Raw genomic sequence first — 18,901 nt, 5'->3', positions numbered from 1 at the left:
ATGATATATAACATTTATTTATAATTTATATAAAAAAGTGCTTTTTAATATTATAGCATGCACAAAACAAACAACAATGTTTTGGGTGATAAATTTTCGATTTGAATAAAATTAGAGGTAAAACGATAAAGAACATACTTTTGTGGCAAAATGTCACTAGCTCTTCTTTAAGGATGACTTTTATTCTTTATGCCAATTATAAGGTATACTTAACCAGCTTCCAACCAGCTGATATTTATGATTACCCAACATTCTTCAACCGCAGAAAAAATCGCATTATTTCAATCTCTCTTTCGAGGGCGTTCTGATGTCTATCCTCGCCGGTTTCAAAATAGAAAAACACATAAATCTGGATATGCGCCTGCTTGTAAAAATGAATGGGTTAGAAATGTCTGCCAAAAACCACGCATCAAGTGCATGGATTGCCAACATCGACAATTCATTCCCATAGACGATGAGGTTATATATTGGCATTTGCAAGGATATGACAATAAAGGCCAGGATTTTGTGATGGGTATTTATCCTATGTTATTGGATGAAACCTGTTATTTTCTTGCAGCTGATTTTGACAAAGCAACTTGGGAGCAGGATGCTGTTGCTTTTTTGAAAACCTGTCATCAAAAAAACTTGCCAGCAGTACTTGAGCGTTCTCGCTCTGGTAATGGCGCACATGTTTGGCTGTTTTTTGAGGAATCAATCCCCGCAGCACTAGCAAGAAAATTAGGTGCTTCAATTTTAACAGAGGCCATGGAGTCTAATCCTGAAGTTGGCTTGGATTCATACGATCGATTTTTTCCCAATCAAGATACTCTACCCCGAGGTGGTTTTGGCAACCTAATTGCTTTACCTCTACAAAAAGCAGCACGACATACCGGTAATAGTGTATTTATTGATGAACAATTACAAATTATTGAAGATCAATGGGCTTATCTTGCAGGTATTAAGAAAATAACTCGTTTTGAAATAGAACAATTAGTAAATGAGGCAGAGACTAAAGGACGTGTTGTTGGTATTCGATTAGAAATTACTGAAGAAGAAAATAGAACGCCTTGGAAACCACCAGTACCATTGCCAATCATTGATACATTACCAAAAAAGATACACTTGGTCATCAGTAATGAGATTTTTATTGAAAAGGAATCATTGCCATCGCCATTATTAAATAGACTGATTCGTATTGCTGCCTTTCAAAATCCTGATTTCTATAAAGCTCAAGCTATGCGATTACCAGTCTATGAAAAGCCTCGTATCATTGGGTGTGCTCGTGATTACTCGCACCATATTGGGCTACCTCGGGGATGTTTTGATGATATTACGAAATTGCTGCGTGAGCTAAAAATTAAATACACCATCCAAGAAGAATTGTTTGCGGGTGAGCCATTAGATATTCAATTTTGTGGTGAGCTTAGACCTGAACAACAAATTGCCGTGGATGCATTAATTAAATCAGATATTGGTGTACTGTCTGCAACGACGGCATTCGGTAAAACAGTTGTTGCTGCCTGGATGATTGCCAAGAGAAAAACTAACACCTTAATAGTAGTTCATACGAAACAACTGCAAGATCAATGGGTAGAGCGATTACAAACCTTTCTTGGGCTTCCTGCTAAAAAAATTGGCCGCTTTGGTGGGGGGGGAAAGAAAATTACAGGATTTATTGATATTGCCCTGATTCAAAGTCTCACCAAGCATACTGACATTGAGGGTATGATTTCTCAATATGGTTATGTAATTGTCGATGAATGCCACCATATCCCGTCAGTAAGTTTTGACGATATAATTCGGCAAGTCAAAGCTAAATTTATTACAGGATTATCAGCCACGCTTGTTCGTAAAGATGGTCGTCATCCTATTATTATGATGCGCTGTGGTCCTATTCTTCATCGAGTGGATGCTAAAGCACAAGCCATTGTTAGACCTTTTGAACATTATGTTTTTGTGCGTCCAACAAGTTTTCGTCCTTACAAGCAAATCCATGAAAACTTGCGCATTCAATTTCAGGATTTATATGAAGAATTAATGCATGATGATTATCGCAATCAAATGATTTGTAATGATGTGATTCATGCCGTTAAAAAAGGACGTTCGCCTATTATTTTAACGGAACGAAATGAACATCTTGATATCCTTCATCAGCAATTAAGCTCAGAAGTTCATCATTTAATTGTGCTGAAAGGTGGCCTCGGCGCTAAAGAAATGAAACAAGCTGTTTCGCAGTTAACATCTATCCCATTAAACGAAGAGCGTGTTGTACTTGCAACAGGGAGATTTGTTGGTGAAGGATTTGATGATGCGCGATTAGATACTTTGTTTTTGACATTACCTATTTCCTGGAAAGGAACGATTGCACAATATGTTGGTCGCCTGCATCGATTACATGATACAAAAAAGGAAGTACATGTATATGATTATGCTGATTTCGCTGTGCCTATGCTAGAGCGTATGTTCCAACGAAGATCTAGTGCTTATGAATCTGTTGGCTATAAAATAATACAACCTGCAAGTGCTTATCCAGGATGGCCATCGGACGTTGTTCTACCTGTTGAACCCCTTTGGAAAAATGATTATGGCAGTACCATTAGACGTTTGGTTTCAGATGGTATTGATAATTCATTAGCGCAATTATTCTCGGATGTTGCGATGTTGGAGTCTGATCAAATTGATCGCGCTCGTAGCCTCATTGAGGCTTTCTTGTTTTGTCGTTTGGAAACATTACCGGAAACCAAAGGGAGATTTCAATTAAATCATGTGCTAACTATCCCATTTGACGGACTAGGTGGGATGGAAGTGGATCTGATTTGCCTTGATGCGAGGGTTGCTATTGAAATTGATGGGGTTCAGCATCTTTCATCCAAAGAAGCCTATCGTACTGACAGGCGCAAGGATTTGTTACTTCAGGAGCATGGATATATGGTTTTGCGTTTTCTCGCCGAAGATGTTAGTAAACGGCTTGATGTTGTTTTAGATACAATTCTTCGGGTGCTCTCTACAGCAGTGCGTTTAAAATCATAGTTATTACTTGTTGCTTCATCTTTTTATACTTTTTATAAAGAGTTTAATTAAATTTAATTAATTGATTTATATAGCTTTTAAATAATTTATTTCTGATATTATTACTTTTTTTATTTGTTTTATTACTTATTTATTTTTTTATACTTGGCAAACGCCAAATAAATAATTTACGCGAACCAGCATTTTGAATTACCTTTTTATAAAAGAGCATATGTTCCATTTTGGAACATATGTATTTTTTGATTGCTGTGTATGAAAAGTTACTACTATGTTTTATTTTTAAATGTTTACAAACTGGAAACATCTGCTCAGTCAGTGTGTTATAGGTAATACTTGTCATCACCTTTTTCTAAAACTACTTTAAAACCGCAAGTGTGAGAGATGTTGAGAAAGTTACTAAGTTTTACATCTTCTTGTTCGCCGGAACGAATTTTTTGAATTACAGTTGGGGACAGTCCTACTTTTTCGGCTAGTTTTCGCACAGTCATTTTACCATTCTTCATAAGTGCTTTGATGATTTCAGATAATAGAAATTCATCATATTCTTTTTCAAATTGTTCGCGAAAAAGAGGGTCTTGCATTTCTCGTTCAAAAGTAGATAAATGTTTCTTAGTCATAATAATCACCTCTTTTTACTCTACTGGTATATTGATCCATAACCTTCAAGGCTTTTTCCTTTTCGGTTAAAGGTAACTTATCCTGCTTCTTTCTGAAGGCATTAGTTAAAATTATTTTTCTGTCTTCAAAAAAGAAACATAAAAATCTATCTGGCTTAGGTTTGAAGGCGTAAATTTTGTCTCCTTCATTTCTAAACTTAGTTTTATCGTGAATGACACCAGCATCACCCATTCTCTTTAAGAGCTTTAACAACTGAATACGTTCGTCTTTAGTCAAAGAGCAATAGTATTCTTGAGATTGGCTATGCTTTTTTTCATCAAAGTACCATTCAATCGTAAATTTCTCACCTTGATAGGCGATATATTCAATATCTCTATTCATTATAATTGTACCACTATAGTTGCACTAATTCAAATTTCTAGTGTATGGCTAGGGATTATTTGTCCCCATCCTTTGGATGATCTTCGTTTTTAATTCGTACTTTAAAAATTGATAGATCTCAGTAGGTGACAATACGTCACCTACTGAGAAATAAACCGTGTTAGTACTTATTCAGTAAAATTGGTACTACATTGTCTTGAGATAAATATTCAAGGTGTTGGCTCCATCGTTCCAATGCCTCTTTTCTTTGAGGCAACATTTCATTCTTGTTATAAGTGGCCATGATTTTCGGCATTTTATGTCCAAGGCATTTCTCAATTACCACCGGATCAACATGCAAAGCCTCACCAAGCTGGGTTGCAAAGGTTCGTCTTAAGTCGTGGGCTGTCCAGTGGGGGATGCCGACTCGTGATTGTATTCTGATTACTGCTCTTGGCATAGCTCGGTCGGATAAAATGCTTTGGCCGTCTGCGCCTGTAATGACGTATTCTGAATTGCTGTGAGCTTTGAGTTCTCTCAATACTTTTTTGGTCATTTCTGTGAGGTGGATTCTCATGACAATGTTGGTTTTGGTATTTTCGGCTGGGATAGTCCACAAGGAGTTTTCAAAATCGAATTCTGACCATTTGGCTACTCGGATTTCTCCTGTTCTAACACCTGTTAACAGGATGATTTTTAGGGCTGCTCTGATCTGGAAGGAGGTTCCGTGTTCTTCGCTGTCGAGGAATTGCCATAGTGTTTTTACTTCATCTAGGGTTAAATAGCGTTCTCTGGGTTTTTCTATGCCGCCTATGTCTCTGGCACGTATGGTCATGGCAGGGTTAAGCAGCATTTCGCCTCGGCTTACTGCGTAGTTAAAGGCTTGCTTTAGTGTGCTTAGTACTTTATTGGCATGAACAGGTGAGCCACGGCCTACAATTTTATCTAGGGCTTGGGTGATCTCACGAGTTTTTAAATGTTCGAGTTTTTTATTGCCCAACAGGGGAATAATATCCACCTTGATGTGTTGCCAGATTTGCAGCGGTTGAGCGCGGTGCTTTTCAATGTAGTTGGCGTACCAGTGGAGTATCAGATTTTTTACCGTGCTTTGGTCTTTCTGTTTTTGCTCTTCAATATGTTCTTTGGGATTCACTTCTCCATGACGCATGTCGCTTAAGTCGATAAAACGTTTCTTCGCCTCCGATAAACTTATAGCAGGGTAGTGACCTATGGTTATGAAATGTCTTTGGCCGTTGATTCTGTAACGATAAAGAAATGTCTTTAGCCCTTTGGGGGTGACACGGATGCCAAAACCGCCATCTCTGAACTCTTCGTAGCGAGCAGATCTTGGTTTTAGCGATCGAATATAGGCGTCTGTAAATTGTCTTTCCATCATTGCACCTTGCAAAAAATTAGGTGTACTTCTAGGTGTACTTTCGTGAGATCTCACATGAAATCGTTTGATATTTTTTGAAGTATAGCACATGGTGAAAATATATAAAATACAATGAGTTAGTTTTACTATTTGATATCAAATGATACCGTTTGAAAACGGTCTTTTTAAGAATGGGGTGCTAGTGGTCGAAGGTTCAAATCCTTCCGTCCCGACCAACCCCAGTAAGGGTTATAACGAGTCATCCTTCCAAAATAAAAATTCTTGGCTACACTTTCAAAATCACGAGCCTCTTGTTTAGGCACTAAAACTTTTTCGTTTATTTCAAAAACTTCTAAGCTATAGGCTCAACGCTGAATGAATTACATTTTCAATCGATTAAATTAATATTCACTGGTCATTAATTGTTCATTCCAGGCGGATTATGATAAAATGCTTTCGCTACACATTTCATTATTTACTATTAAGAAGGTATATATGGGAAACGTAATGTCAGGAACAATTTCGCGAGAAATTGCTGAGCTCTGCTTAGATAACATACAAGAAAAAGGTTTGGCACTTTTTAAACATAAATCTTATGACTTAGATCACTGGAATCCAAACGATGTATTTGGCTATGATTTTAATCGCAACCAGTTTTATAAAAAAGCGCTTAATGATTTAGCACCTAAAATAGAGAAAGGATTTAAAAAAGCAGGCATATACCTTTCAAATTCTAGCCTCAATATGCAAGAGTTTATCGCATATAATCTAACCCATTGTATACTCAGCCGTCTACTAAACCCGGATGCAGAAGTAGTTATTAGTTACGATGAGATTAAGAAAGATAAATTAGGTATTTCATATCAGTTGCCTGCCTATGAACCTCTAAAAATTGAGAGTTTTACACAGAAGGGCCTGGCTATTGAACCATCTGTTAGCGCCTCTCTGATGTTAGAAGATAGTCATAAGAAGTCAAAAAAGAAAAAAATGTTGCCCGCTCCAACACCCCAGGTGAGTAATGCGGTTGCTGAACAACAGATTTCTTTTGCAACGACAGACTCCCATGAGAAATCTTTAATTTCAGCTATTTTAGCTGCCAAGATATGTATTTTAATTAATCAAATTGATGTTGAGTCGTTGGTTCAAGGGGCCCTTGTCCATCAAAAAAATCAGCGTAAGGCAGATAAATTAGCAAAACAAGGATTATTTGCGCAAGCAGGAGCTGCTGCGTTATTACCAGGCCAAAAGCCATATACTGAAGAAGAGCAAGAAAAAGATACTTTGAAAGTGATTAAAGAAGATGTTTCTAAAATTCCTGCGAAAAAGTTAAGCTCAATTGCCCAGGGTAAACTACCGGCAGTTGAAGAAGAGGATTTAGAATTAGATAATTTATCAAAATCAATTTCTAGATTCTAATTAGAATAGTAAGAAAGCCTCAAATGGAATGAATAATAATGCAGCTATTATTCTGTTTGAGGCTAATAGTAATGTCTAGTATGCATATGATTAAGCGGCAACTTAATTATCTATTTTGTTTTCTTTGGTGATCGGCATTCAGCAAAACGGTAGCGTTTAAACATGAGCTTTGTATCAAAATAGGACAATAAAGTTTGCATCAATAAAGATTCAACTGCTAAATCTTATGCTTGACTCTTCAACTATCTAAAATACCTGTCATTTCTAATCCTTTACTTTTTTGACTTTATTACATCACTAGTATTACTCACTTACAGATCTACTCACAAAAAATATAGTTTCAAGACTCTTATAGCTCAGCATGTGTAAAAACAGATCTGCAGCCGAGCGCTATCCCCAAACTTGCGATACTTATATATTTTGTAATTAAGGGACAAGTAATCATTATTTACTCCTTGGCTTAACAATTGGTTTTAATTGAAAATTCACCTGTCGCAGCAAGGAGTCTTCAATCAGAGTAAAGGCTTGTTGGCCAACAAGGACCTCTAGGCCGTCTTTGACAGTTAGTGGCCCTAGGTTTCTGTCAATCTGAGGTAAGGATTGAGACATAACCGCTTGCAGACTCTCAGACTGCTTTTCTTTAGCGACTAATGTAAAACCTGAATATCGAAGCCACCATTCAATGGCCTGACCTATGGTTTTAACTTCTTGAGGAAAATGAATTTGTTGTACCGCTAGTAAGGGGTTTACCTGGGCAGCCAGTGGCTTATTAGCAACGGTGGCATAGCGGTTAATTTGTGTAACATTTGCTGCCTGGGTTGTTAGTGCAACCAAGGCTAAAGAAGTAACAAATGATAATTTCAACATGGCAAACTCCAGCCAAGCTTTATGCCCGGCTTTTCTGGTTAATTGGACTCAACGGGAATGTTTTCGTGGTTATCTTGTTTACGGTAATAAATTTCTTCACGGTCCACGTCTATCTGTGAAGGTGCTTGAATCCCAAGGGCGATATTCCCATTACGAACAAATAAAACCTTGATTTTGATTTGACCTTTATCGATGAAGATTTGCTCTCCAACACGGCGTGTAAGTACTAGCATGGTATAGCTCCGGTTATTATTAATTTTTCAGCATCTGCTTCATGGCAGCGAGGTGCAGTTTTGCAGTTTCGAGACTAGATGGGCGTCTTTCCTCTCGCATTCTTTCAGGTATTGGTACTCTGCGTGCCTGTGTGGCTCTACAACTTTCAGCAAACTGAGGTAGTGAAGGGGGGTAGTTTTTTTGTTCGCGATATACCACCAATACATCTTTAAAAATTTGATTATCAAATCGCTTTAGGCCTTCGGACCATTCCTGTTTGGCTAGTAATAGCAACTCTTCAGTTCTATAGTTGTTCCACCAAAGCTGCCCATAGATAGCGCCAAGGCGAGTGAATAAAATATCTATTCGCAAATCGTAAGTTGATGACGTTTGTGAGCTAGTGTTCATGTTATCTCTCTTACTGAATTGCTTTGATGTCATCGAAGTCGAGGTGGGCTCCTTGACCGCAGGATGCCCAGAAGACATCGAAAGTATTTTTTGGTGTATGACTTCGTTGGCTCTTTTCATTTATTGCTGACTCCTTTGTTGTTTGTACTGTTAGAACCTGATTCCAGCTTTCCTGAGCTAACCAATTGGCAGGGTACTTCCAATTGGGAACCCATTCTCCTTGCTTCTGTAGTTGCTGATGGGCAACGATTTGTTGTTTAAGGGCATTCATCATTTTGGCGAATAAAGCCTTGTCAAGATTAACTTTAAGAAATGCATTCCAGGTTTTAAGTTTGTCTGCGGGTTGTGGATAACTTTCCCAAAATTTTTCAAATTGTTCGCCTAAACAAACAAGATCAAGATCTGAGTTATGAGGTGTGTCGGGTTTTACAATTCCACCTGTGTTGGGTTTTTGCTGATTGTTGATTGTAATAACCTGAAATATCGTTATTTTTTCTCTGGTTTACTGTGCCTGATTGCTGTGTCGGCTTTGTGTCGGGTTTATTTTGGTCAGGAATATCTGAATTGGCTAAAAGACACTTTAAAATGAGGTGCATATCAGCAGACTGAATCTGAATTAATCCTGCTTTTTCAAGACCTTTAATAATCCTGCGTAATTGTTGTCGACTTGGACTGCCAGAGTTGGTAATGCCTTGATGCGGTTCAACATAAAGAGCTTCAGATAATGACTGATAACTTATTCGCCGTTTAACCCCACCAACAATGAAGGTTTTACGATCCATATAAGGTCTTATGCCAGTCAAATAAGCGACTTGTTGAACATAAGGAAGACCAGCTAATGCCGATAATTCCTGGGAGTTTATAAATAAAAAATCCATATTAAATCCATCTTTTTTGTTGTTACATCTGATATCAATCAGTATCAATAGATATAAAATAATTAAACATATTGTTTAATTTGTGATTTATATTTGCGTGTTTGATTGCTAGAGTCAATGGAATTTTGAGGGTGTTATTAAATGAACTTAATTGAACTTGAAAGTTATCCTGTGCTCGCTAAAGCGAGAAGAAAAAGCCTGAGGCATTAAAGTGGAGTCCCATAAGCTCGTCGTTATTAGAGTAAATAGATTATCTTATAAAACATCGGGATGAGATGAAAAAAAGTGGAATGTCTATGGGTGGTGAAGTACAGTAAATGTCCATCCTGAGTGCAGGAGTATTAGCAAATTAGGCAGTCCCGTGGCATTCGCGTGTGGTTAAGCAAAATTTTACTTTGCCATATGAAGATATCAATCCAGTAGAAAGCTATGCCCTATAATGAATATATCTTTAGAGCTATTTCCATATTATGCCTACACCATCCAAAGATAAATTAAAAAATATAGCTGAGCCTGCTCATATTCCAGGCGTAAGTTATGCTTATGTCGAACCCAAAGAAGGAAGCGGGCATGAATTTGCAAGCACTTCACTCGCTGTTGGAAAAACTACAAATGCTGGTCAGGATGAAGTAGATAATGATACTCAATTTCCAGCATCTTCACTTAGTAAAATTGTATTTACATATTTAGTGTTACAGTTGGTCAAGGATAAGCAAATCGATTTAGATGAACCATTACTTCCTATAATGCAACAGAAAGAACGGGAATATGAAAGATTAAAGGTAAACGGTGCCTATCCTGAGAAAGCTATGCAATTAACAGCCAGACATGTATTGTCACACACTACTGGATTGCCCAATTTTGGGTCAGGGTCAGATTTATCTTCTCCACTATCCTTTGATAATAAATTAGCTCTAGGCAAGGGATATTCTTATTCAGGTGAAGCTTTTCTTTACTTACAAAAAGCCATTGAAACAAAAACAGGCAAAGATTTAGAAACCTTGGCTCATAAGTATGTCTTTGCGCCTTTAAAAATGGAACACTCTACGTTTTTATCGCAACCAGATAGCAGGACCAATATTGTATCAGTTCATACTGAGTTAGGAGAACCGACATCAATCTATGAGAGCATCCCAAACCTTAGGTATGATCTTGAGTTGATGTCATCATTGTCTGATCTCAAACAGTCTGAAAATGGTACAATTTATTTATCTGAAAATCTCCGTAAATACTATGTAAAAGGAATGAGTGAGCCAACGTCCTTGCCTCCAGAAATTGATTTAACAAACCTGGCAATTAAACTTAATAATCTTTCATTCAAACGCGATATCTTGGAAATAACATCAAAAGCAGGTCATACCCCTCATCTTAATGCCGCCGGTTCACTACTTACAACGGCCGAAGATTTTTCAAAATTCATGACTGCCTGGTTAAAAAATATGGACGATCCTACTTTCCAACAAGCATTTGAGTTTGAAACGAGTTTCGCACTTTCAGATTTGACACCTGAAGAGTTCAAGCGCCTAAGCAAAGCTGATAACACTCCAAAATACCTCAAGAATGCAACAGATGATAATTATAAGCGTGTTTCTTTCAGCAAAACGGAGTTTAATGACTTAAAACGTGAAATAGACGAATCTACACAAACAGAAATCAAGGTGTTTAGTCAGAAACTTGTGCCAACAAGGGTTTACAGCATTACGGAAACCTGCGGCCTAGGCTGGCATATATATAAAAATACAGATAATAAGGTAATGGCTTATCAATATGGTGAAAACCTTAATACACGAGCTTTTATGGCTATCAATGTCACAGATAAGAAAGGTGCGGCATTCTTTACAAATTCTGAACAGGGGATGAGTATTGCAACTCAAATATTGAGTTCTCCTGATTTAGCGCCTATTGGTGAGACACAAGCATTATTTGAAAAAATGCCTCAATATCCCCAAAGTGATAAGCCAGGATGGAAAGAAACCCTGGAAGGGATGATCGCGGAAAATCAGGGTGGCATTAAAGACCTTGAAAAGGCTAGAAGTTGCTTTGCCGCAGCGGTTGTGTCATTACCCGATGACACAACCAAAAAGCGTTTGGAATGGTTCGATTTGGTACAGAAATTCAAGCACAATAAGAAAGAATTCTCCCAGCCATTGGAAACATTTGCGGGAGTATATAAGAATCCATTCGGTGAGAAGCGAGAAATATACAGCAAAGATGGCGGTTTAATATGCAAGGAATTCGATAGGGAAATAAAATTGGTGCGAATCTCAGAGACTGATTTTTTACCTGAAAAGAATCAAGATTTCAAAATAACTATTAAGGGAGACCAAGTGACCATCCATTTTATCCATAGCGATCCGAAATTTTTATTTGAACAGTCTTTACCAGAATCTCGAGAGCACTCTTCATTTTTTGCAGCTATTTTAGAATTGTCAGGCCATCAGCCTGCTCAACAGGGACAACATACTGATAGGGTTGATGTGCCTGTGCATGAAACACAAGAAGTAGTTAATTTAGAATCCGCTCGGGATTTAAATCAACGATTTCGAGAAGCTGTGGGCAATGCTAGATGTGAGGAGGTAAAACCTTCGGCAGCTGAAGAGGTATTAGAAACAAAAAGTTCGCCATCCTTCTCTTAGATACTGAAAGAACTGCAAAAAGTGGGATTTCAGAGAAAGGCCAACAATTGGTATAATATTTAAACAGAGCGCTAACAATAAAGTAAATTTATATTATGCTTTCCATGGTGGTTTTGGAGTCGTTGAAAAGGGAGTATATTTTTCTCTTTCTTTTGCTATAGAGGATTCTGTAGGAGCCATATACCCTGGATCAGATTTCCTTATTTCTTGCGTTTTATCTCTGTACTGTTTTGTCATTTTTTGTGAAATATGTGATTCTGTAGGTTTATCGACCGCATCTATATGTGTTGATTCAGGTATTTCTTTATGTTTTTGATCCCTAGCCACTGCGACAGTTTGTTCTTTATCATTGTGAGCGTTTGTTCTATGTATGACAGCTTTTAGTTCTTGATGAAGCATTATTTTTTTATCGTGCATATTTCTACGATCTATCATGTCTGTTTTTGAATCTTGTATTCGTTTTACAATCTCCTCGTTTGGAGGCTCCGGTAAAACGACAGGGAATTTATTCACAGTATCGAGATAATTTTTAAGTGCTAGTGGAGGCTGCCCATGCTTGATATATTCATCAGCGATTTGAGAATATGCCCAGAAATCCCTAATATTAAAACTAAGCTGTTCTTTATTTTCCTGGAGTATTTGCTCCATTTTTTCAAAATCACCATGTCGTGCGTAGGCAAGCATTCGCTCTCCTATTGATAATTTTTGGGATATTGCAAGTAAATCTTCTGAATCGATGGTTACATTATCAATAACAGGCTCTAAACCAAGTTTCATCGCACATACATTAACAGCCCTAATGTTTGCTGGTGAAAAATATGCATGAGTAAAATTAACAAACTCATTTAAATCCACTTTTCCTGTGTGCATTGTATCAAACAATTCATTTGTATATTTTCCAGTGTCATGTTTGATAGCGCTCCCAACTTTAAATTGCCAATCACCAGTTTCGTCTTTAAAAAAAAGGATGTTTTCAAAACCCATGGCATCGAGGATGATATCTGTCTTTTGATAAAAATCACGATAATGATTTAGAAATTCAATCATAGTGTCTCTGAGCTTGGGGTCGTCATCCAAGCGTTGCAAAATAGCACCAATTCTTTCGTCAATAATTGCATAATTATTAAGATCAAAATCAGATTCATCTACCTCTTTATGAGTAAGCGCTTTATTTGCTTTATCGAACAATTCCTTGTTGTGCTCCATTAAGTAAGGATCGAGTTCAGCAGGTTCTATTTTAAAATCAAATTTAACTTTAGCTTTAAAGCACTGTTCATATGGAACCAATGATAAAGCCGCGTTTTGAGGTTCTTTTCCAGGAAGTAGTACTTGATGGGTTATATGTTGTTCTCGAATACATCGTTGTTTCCCATCTTTATCAAAAGAATCATATAAGACAGCATACTTCCTCTCTAACTCGTCAAGCTCTTGTGGGCTAGGATTTTGCTTCATTAATTTAATAACAAAAGGAGCGTCTGGAAATCGATAAAGCACATGAGTCCCGCCCTCTGCAATATGTTGGGCTTTTGTTAAATCAATTGCACCAGACTCTGTTTTTGGTGCTGAGCTAATGGCTAGAATAGGAGGGTCTGTTTCTTTTGGCATAGTCATCCGCAAGATTTTTGTGACAGATATCGATATATTATAGCCAATAGATCCATTATTGCAGCCTATGGAACATTTTGTAGATAGTAAACGATAAAGTAAGTGTAAATTAGACTGCAACAAATAAGAGGGTGGTGAAACGCTGAAAAAAGTCAGAAACACCGAAACACCTAGCAAGTATGGATTAGAAAGACGAAAACCAAAGAACCACCATCCATAAATCCATTACGTCAGTTCGTTTTGTTTTTCTTTTAATCACCTAAGCTTAGATCGATTGCAACTATAAAAATTAGATCAGATTCTATCCAAGATTAGTTTTGAAATCAATTGCAATAATTTCACACGAGGTATTGAAGAAAAATCATGATTAGCTTCTTTGATGCTATAGGTTGGGATATGACCGATTGGCTGTTGATTTCCCAGAACTTGATCATTTTCAGCAAAGACAATACGAACATCATTGTGTTTAGCAAGATCGCTGTATAATGATTGTGCATCAATGGTTTTGAATTCAGACCAAAAATGCGTAGGAACTTCAATAATTAGATCGGAACGAACTAAACGAGAGTTGCCTTGAATATTTAGATGTGAGCCTGGATTTTTCCATCCTTTCGTATTAATAAATTCTTCAAAAGGAGAGAAAAGTGGCGGAGCCAACAATAGGATTAATGCATTATGGGGGCGCTCGAGAGCAATAGTAATACAACCTTGGGAATGACCAACAAAAATGAAGTTATCGATATTATAATGATCCTGAATATAGTGGATAATTTTATTTAAGCGTTGGCGCTGAATCTGAAAAGGTAAAGCAATGCATCGGTCATTTAACACGTGTGAATACTCAGCTCGCACTGAAAGCATAGTATCAAGACAGATAGATTCTATATCTACAAACAATCCTCTGGATTGACGTTTTACGCCAAAGCCGTGTACAAAAATAACTGCAGTTTTAGCTTGAAGAGTATTACCGTTAAGTTCAACTTCAAAAAGATCGTCATCATGGAGTGTTATTATTTTTTTTAAAGCGGTCATATTTATTGCTTATGAGATTAAATCTCTAATCATATATATTAATAAATAAATGAGAAAGTGTTCTGAAAATTATAGGGCCTAATGCATCACCTGTTTGGCAAAAAAACGGCCCAGAAATGTTACCGTGGCGCCGGTGATAATGTTTGCAATAAGCTTCTACCTCCTCTAGGTAGACAAAAATTATATTGACGTCAGTAACTATCTTGCATTAAAATTCCAAGTTTTTTTAAAACCATACAAAAAGCAGGTTTGTGACGCCATGAAAATTACATCTTAAGTACGCCCATCTATAGGGCAAATAGAGAAAACCATTTTTGGTTTCTATTTTTTATTGTCCTAAAAGACACCTTAAGAGTAATCCATGCACCATAAACCGATTCAATTTAAAGACCTAGGTCTTATCTATCCGCATAACACCTGTTTTCAAGACTTCAGTGGCGAAATTCGCTCTGGTGAGCGTATTGCACTGATTGGCCGAAATGGCTCAGGAAAATCAACCTTACTTAAGATGCTTGGTGGTCTTTGTTCGGCCTCTGATGGCGAAATTAAAATGCCTCAGGATGTCCGTATTGGTTATTTACCCCAAGTGATTGAAGAATATCCTGACTTAAGTGGTGGTCAACGATTAAACCAAATGTTGACTAAAATATTGACTGAGAATCCTAATGTTTTGGTATTAGATGAGCCAACGAATCATCTGGATAGACGTAATCGTCGTTCTTTAGTGCGTAAGCTTCTGCATTATACTGGGACGTTGGTTATCGCTTCTCATGATAAAGAACTCATCAATACAGTCGCAGATACCCTATGGCATATTGATTTAGGTCAAGTGACTGTATTTAGAGGAGCTTATTGTGATTATCAGCAACTGCTTGAAGATAAGAAGGCAACAATTGAACAGGAATTAACACGGATTGCACATCAGAAAAAAGAATCACATCTTGCTCTAATGAGAGAACAAGAACGTAATAAACGTTCTAGTGTTCAAGGTGAAAAAAAGATAGTGCAGCGTAAATGGCCAACGATTCAGTCTCATACAAAGCTCGCCAATGCAATGACCACAGGAAATAAACGATTAAGTCAGATTAATCATAAAAAACAACACTTGCTTGAAGAGCTTTCTTCTCTAAACCTTCCGGAAACGATTAAACCCAAATTTAAATTAAACGGTCTTGACCACCGTAAACCTTTAATCAGGATTCAAGATGCTTCTATTGCCTACGAGTCTGGAGATGTGATTCTTGAAGAGATTCATTTTCACTTGAATGGCTGCGAACGGGTGGCATTGTACGGGGACAACGCATCAGGGAAGTCCACTTTTGTCAAAGCGCTCTTGGTGGATAGTCACATTAAGAGAACGGGTGAGTGGACTCTTCCTCAGCGCAATACAGTTGGGTATCTCGATCAGCATTATCAACATCTGGATTGTGATGAAACAGTTTTGGATTTGATGAAAAGTCAGGCGCCCCATGCTTCTTATGCTGAACTTCGTGCCCATTTGAATGACTTTTTATTTCGTAAAAATGAAGAAGTTGAAATAAAGGTCAAATATCTTTCTGGTGGTGAAAAGGCAAGGCTTTCTTTAGCTTTAATTGCTGCCAATCCGCCCAAGCTGCTTATTTTAGATGAGGTAACCAACAATGTAGACCTGGAAACACGTGCTCATATCATTCAAGTATTATGTGAGTTTCCTGGCGCAATGTTGGTTATTTCTCACGACCATGATTTTTTAGAATCCATTCACATTGAGACCAGGTATCACGTTCATCGACGGAAGATACATTATTTCAATGGGGAACAATCAGAGGGTGTTCATTATGACTAATCGTTTGCCTAATCACATAGGCCCTTTTATATGGCATTTTTTAAAACCGTATCGACGCATGGTCTTTTTATTTATCCTGCTTGCTTTAATGGCTGGATTTTGGGGGCCGTTTAATAGTTTATTGATTAAATCCTTTATTAATACCTTGGCGGCCAAAACAAGTATGGACTTTTCCTCTTTGTATTGGATTGCTGGGTTACTGGTGGTGAACTTCATTGTTTTTGACAATATCACCTGGCGAACAATCGGGTACTTGAATTATAAATATGAAGCGGTGATTAAAAACCAAATCATTAGCCAAATGTTTGAGTATGTGTTGGGAAGTAGTACGCAATTTTTTCAGGATAACCTATCTGGACGAATTGCCACACAAATTACGATTCTTGCTGATAATCTTGAGATTATTTTGCATCGCGTGTCTGTCGACTTTCTTCGTGGTGCTTCATTATTAGTGGTTTCATTTATTACAGCCTATTTCGTTAATGTCCTGTTCTTTTATATTTTATTTCTTTGGTTCATTGTCTTTGCTTCATTTAGTATTTGGATGTCGGCACGATTGGTGCAGTTGTCCGATGACTATGCAAATTCTGAATCGCAGCTTTCTGGGCAATTAGTCGATAGTCTAGCGAATCAATCCAATATTCGTATCTTTTCGCGAAAAATCTATGAAGTGGAACGTATGAACACGTTTTTTAGCTTGGTACAACGAGCTTTTCAAAGAAAAGAGTTGTTTATTGTTTTGTTATGCTGCGCACAAGGTGGAATGATTGCGGTAATGATGGGTTTGGCATCGATTGCATTAATCCATTTGTATGGCAAGGGACTAGTGAGCATTGGTGATTTTGCTTTGATTCTTGGGCTTTCCATGGAATTGGGGCATATGATGTGGTACACCATGTACCAAGTGGACCAATTTAACCAAGCCTTAGGCAAAGCAAGGCAAAGTTTAAATGCATTGGTCATCCCCCATGAGATACAGGATAAAAACAATGCATCTCAATTAGTGGTTACACAAGGACGAATTGAATTTTCCAGGGTAAAATTTCATTATCAAGGGGGGTACTCCCTGTTTCAGAATAAGTCGGTAACCATTGAAGCAGGTCAAAAAGTGGGGTTGGTGGGCTATTCAGGAAGTGGCAAGTCCACTTTTGTTAATTTGATTTTGCGACTTTATGAAGTAGTGGAAGGGCAAATTCTAATCGATGGTCAAAATCTATCCGAAGTGACTCAAGAGAGTTTAAGACAAGCCATTGCCATGATTCCACAAGACCCAACTCTTTTTCATCGAAGCCTCATGGATAATATTCGTTATGGCAGGACAAACGCTTCGGATGAGGAAGTCATTTTAGCTTCCAGGAAAGCCCATGCGCATGAATTCATCAGTCTTTTGCCAGAAGGATATGAAACCTTGGTCGGTGAACGTGGCGTGAAGCTTTCAGGTGGTCAACGTCAGCGTATTGCCATTGCTCGAGCGATTTTAAAAAATGCGCCCATTTTAATGTTGGACGAAGCCACATCTCAACTGGATTCCATTACAGAGTCCAACATTCAGGACAGTCTTTGGGAGTTGATGCAAGGAAAAACAACACTGGTTGTTGCGCATCGTTTATCGACGTTGTTGCATATGGACCGAATTTTAGTATTCGACAAAGGCCATATCATTGAAGACGGTACACATGCAGAACTATTGAATCGCGATGGGTTGTACAAAACTCTGTGGGGTGCGCAGGTAGGTGGGTTTTTACCTGATGAACGAAAAAAAGAGTCTCAAGATTTAGTGAATAATGAGGTAGCAAATGAATAAACGACATACAGAGTTTAAGGTAGTTCACCATTTATTTAATGACTTATTATCTGGTTTGCAATCAATTTTAAAAGAACACGCAATAATTAAAAAAGAATGGCGTAAAATTCAAGCTGGATATTTTCTCATTACCAGTCTGTAGAATGGCAATTATCATCAATTCTGAAGGAAATGCTGTTTCGCTGCTTGAACTCCATAAATAAGTCTGTATACAAAGGATATAACCAATGATGCTTGCTAAATGCTCTATTTTTATTGCTACAAGCCTTGATGGCTTTATTGCAAGAGATGATGGTTCTATTGACTGGTTAATGAAAGCAAATGGGCTGGTGCCCTCAGGTGAGGATGGTGGTTATAAAGAATTCATATCCACGGTCGATGGACTAATTATGGGTAGGAATTCTTTTGAGAAAGTATTGTCATTTGACCCTTGGCCTTATGGGGAGCTTCCGGTTGTAGTTATGAGTAGCAACCCTATAGAAATTCCAGCTCAACTAAAACATGTTTCAACCTCTTCTGAAACGCCCACTGAGCTCGTGAGGCGGTTAACTGATGAAGGGTTTAAGCATCTTTATATTGATGGTGGTATAACGGTCCAAAATTTTATAGCTGCGCATTTAATCCATGAATTAACAATAACCATCGCACCGGTATTGCTTGGTTCTGGTCGTTCATTATTTGGACCTTTGATGCAAGACCTTGAGCTGGAACATTCTGAAACACAATGTATCAGCGGTGGTTTTGTTCAGTTGAAATATCGGATTAATCCATCAACCAAGAAGAAGTAAAAACAAATGTCTATTTGCCTCAGATTTGGTATTTTGAAGGTTTAAGCACATTAATATTGTAATA

General features: G+C 37.7%; 17 protein-coding genes. 7 read left to right on the top strand and 10 right to left on the bottom strand.

Annotated elements, in window-relative coordinates; genetic code table 11:
• Positions 1-237: 237 nt before the first annotated feature.
• On the top strand, positions 238-3,012 hold the full coding sequence (locus B1207_RS11675; RefSeq protein ID WP_112220136.1) for a TOTE conflict system archaeo-eukaryotic primase domain-containing protein: 2,775 nt from the start codon (positions 238-240) through the stop codon (positions 3,010-3,012).
• A gap of 320 nt (positions 3,013-3,332) precedes the next feature.
• Here B1207_RS11675 and B1207_RS11670 read toward each other — a convergent pair whose 3' ends face one another.
• The 3 genes from B1207_RS11670 to B1207_RS11660 all read right to left on the bottom strand — a co-directional run bounded on the left by B1207_RS11670 (position 3,333) and on the right by B1207_RS11660 (position 5,386).
• Positions 3,333-3,629, bottom strand: a complete 297-nt coding sequence (locus B1207_RS11670; RefSeq protein WP_112220135.1) for an AsnC family protein — start codon at positions 3,627-3,629, stop codon at positions 3,333-3,335.
• Positions 3,622-4,011 (bottom strand): type II toxin-antitoxin system RelE/ParE family toxin, encoded by a 390-nt coding sequence (locus B1207_RS11665; RefSeq protein WP_112220134.1) that lies wholly within the window; start codon positions 4,009-4,011, stop codon positions 3,622-3,624. Before B1207_RS11665 ends, B1207_RS11670 begins: the two co-directional genes overlap by 8 nt.
• A gap of 160 nt (positions 4,012-4,171) precedes the next feature.
• Positions 4,172-5,386, bottom strand: a complete 1,215-nt coding sequence (locus B1207_RS11660) for a tyrosine-type recombinase/integrase (RefSeq protein WP_112220133.1) — start codon at positions 5,384-5,386, stop codon at positions 4,172-4,174.
• A 486-nt stretch (positions 5,387-5,872) separates the two neighbouring features.
• Between B1207_RS11660 and B1207_RS11655 the strand changes: the two genes are divergently transcribed.
• Positions 5,873-6,781, top strand: a complete 909-nt coding sequence (locus B1207_RS11655) for a hypothetical protein (protein WP_112220132.1) — start codon at positions 5,873-5,875, stop codon at positions 6,779-6,781.
• Positions 6,782-7,225: 444 nt separating this feature from the next.
• Here the strand turns inward: B1207_RS11655 and B1207_RS11650 are convergent, their stop codons facing one another.
• The 5 genes from B1207_RS11650 to B1207_RS16110 all read right to left on the bottom strand — a co-directional run bounded on the left by B1207_RS11650 (position 7,226) and on the right by B1207_RS16110 (position 9,147).
• Entirely contained in the window at positions 7,226-7,648 is a 423-nt protein-coding gene (locus tag B1207_RS11650; protein WP_112220131.1) for a hypothetical protein, read from the bottom strand.
• A 38-nt stretch (positions 7,649-7,686) separates the two neighbouring features.
• Entirely contained in the window at positions 7,687-7,881 is a 195-nt protein-coding gene (locus B1207_RS11645; protein WP_112220130.1) for a carbon storage regulator, read from the bottom strand.
• Positions 7,882-7,900: 19 nt separating this feature from the next.
• Positions 7,901-8,269: a Vir protein gene (locus tag B1207_RS11640; RefSeq protein ID WP_112220192.1), complete on the bottom strand. Its 369-nt coding sequence runs from the start codon at positions 8,267-8,269 to the stop codon at positions 7,901-7,903.
• A gap of 10 nt (positions 8,270-8,279) precedes the next feature.
• The gene (locus B1207_RS16115) at positions 8,280-8,543 is read right to left on the bottom strand and encodes a hypothetical protein (RefSeq protein ID WP_253255854.1); all 264 of its coding nucleotides are present in this window, start codon (positions 8,541-8,543) and stop codon (positions 8,280-8,282) included.
• Positions 8,544-8,676: 133 nt separating this feature from the next.
• The gene (locus tag B1207_RS16110; protein ID WP_253255853.1) at positions 8,677-9,147 is read right to left on the bottom strand and encodes a hypothetical protein; all 471 of its coding nucleotides are present in this window, start codon (positions 9,145-9,147) and stop codon (positions 8,677-8,679) included.
• Between the two features lie 470 nt (positions 9,148-9,617).
• On the opposite strand from B1207_RS16110, the gene B1207_RS11630 reads away from it, so the two are divergent.
• Positions 9,618-11,783 carry a serine hydrolase domain-containing protein gene (locus tag B1207_RS11630; RefSeq protein ID WP_112220129.1) on the top strand — a complete coding sequence of 722 codons (2,166 nt, stop codon included), beginning with the start codon at positions 9,618-9,620 and terminating at the stop codon, positions 11,781-11,783.
• Positions 11,784-11,876: 93 nt separating this feature from the next.
• Here B1207_RS11630 and B1207_RS11625 read toward each other — a convergent pair whose 3' ends face one another.
• Both B1207_RS11625 and B1207_RS11620 read right to left on the bottom strand, forming a co-directional pair.
• On the bottom strand, positions 11,877-13,394 hold the full coding sequence (locus B1207_RS11625; RefSeq protein ID WP_253255852.1) for a hypothetical protein: 1,518 nt from the start codon (positions 13,392-13,394) through the stop codon (positions 11,877-11,879).
• 288 nt (positions 13,395-13,682) lie between these two features.
• Complete coding sequence (locus B1207_RS11620) at positions 13,683-14,420, bottom strand: alpha/beta hydrolase (RefSeq protein ID WP_112220128.1); 738 nt, start codon at positions 14,418-14,420, stop codon at positions 13,683-13,685.
• Positions 14,421-14,781: 361 nt separating this feature from the next.
• Between B1207_RS11620 and B1207_RS11615 the strand changes: the two genes are divergently transcribed.
• The 4 genes from B1207_RS11615 (at position 14,782) to B1207_RS11600 (ending at position 18,837) form a co-directional block, all read left to right on the top strand.
• Positions 14,782-16,245 (top strand): ATP-binding cassette domain-containing protein, encoded by a 1,464-nt coding sequence (locus B1207_RS11615; protein WP_112220127.1) that lies wholly within the window; start codon positions 14,782-14,784, stop codon positions 16,243-16,245.
• Positions 16,238-18,049 (top strand): ABC transporter ATP-binding protein, encoded by a 1,812-nt coding sequence (locus B1207_RS11610; protein ID WP_112220126.1) that lies wholly within the window; start codon positions 16,238-16,240, stop codon positions 18,047-18,049. Before B1207_RS11615 ends, B1207_RS11610 begins: the two co-directional genes overlap by 8 nt.
• Positions 18,042-18,191 (top strand): hypothetical protein, encoded by a 150-nt coding sequence (locus B1207_RS16105; RefSeq protein ID WP_253255851.1) that lies wholly within the window; start codon positions 18,042-18,044, stop codon positions 18,189-18,191. The genes B1207_RS11610 and B1207_RS16105 overlap by 8 nt, the downstream gene beginning before the upstream one ends.
• Before the next feature lie 88 nt (positions 18,192-18,279).
• Positions 18,280-18,837 (top strand): dihydrofolate reductase family protein, encoded by a 558-nt coding sequence (locus tag B1207_RS11600; protein ID WP_112220191.1) that lies wholly within the window; start codon positions 18,280-18,282, stop codon positions 18,835-18,837.
• Positions 18,838-18,901: the final 64 nt, after the last annotated feature.

This window comes from Legionella quinlivanii (assembly GCF_003265995.1).
Lineage (GTDB): Bacteria > Pseudomonadota > Gammaproteobacteria > Legionellales > Legionellaceae > Legionella_C > Legionella_C quinlivanii_A.
Note: the sequence above shows the minus strand (reverse complement) of the source record. Positions and strands in the feature narration are given on the sequence as shown.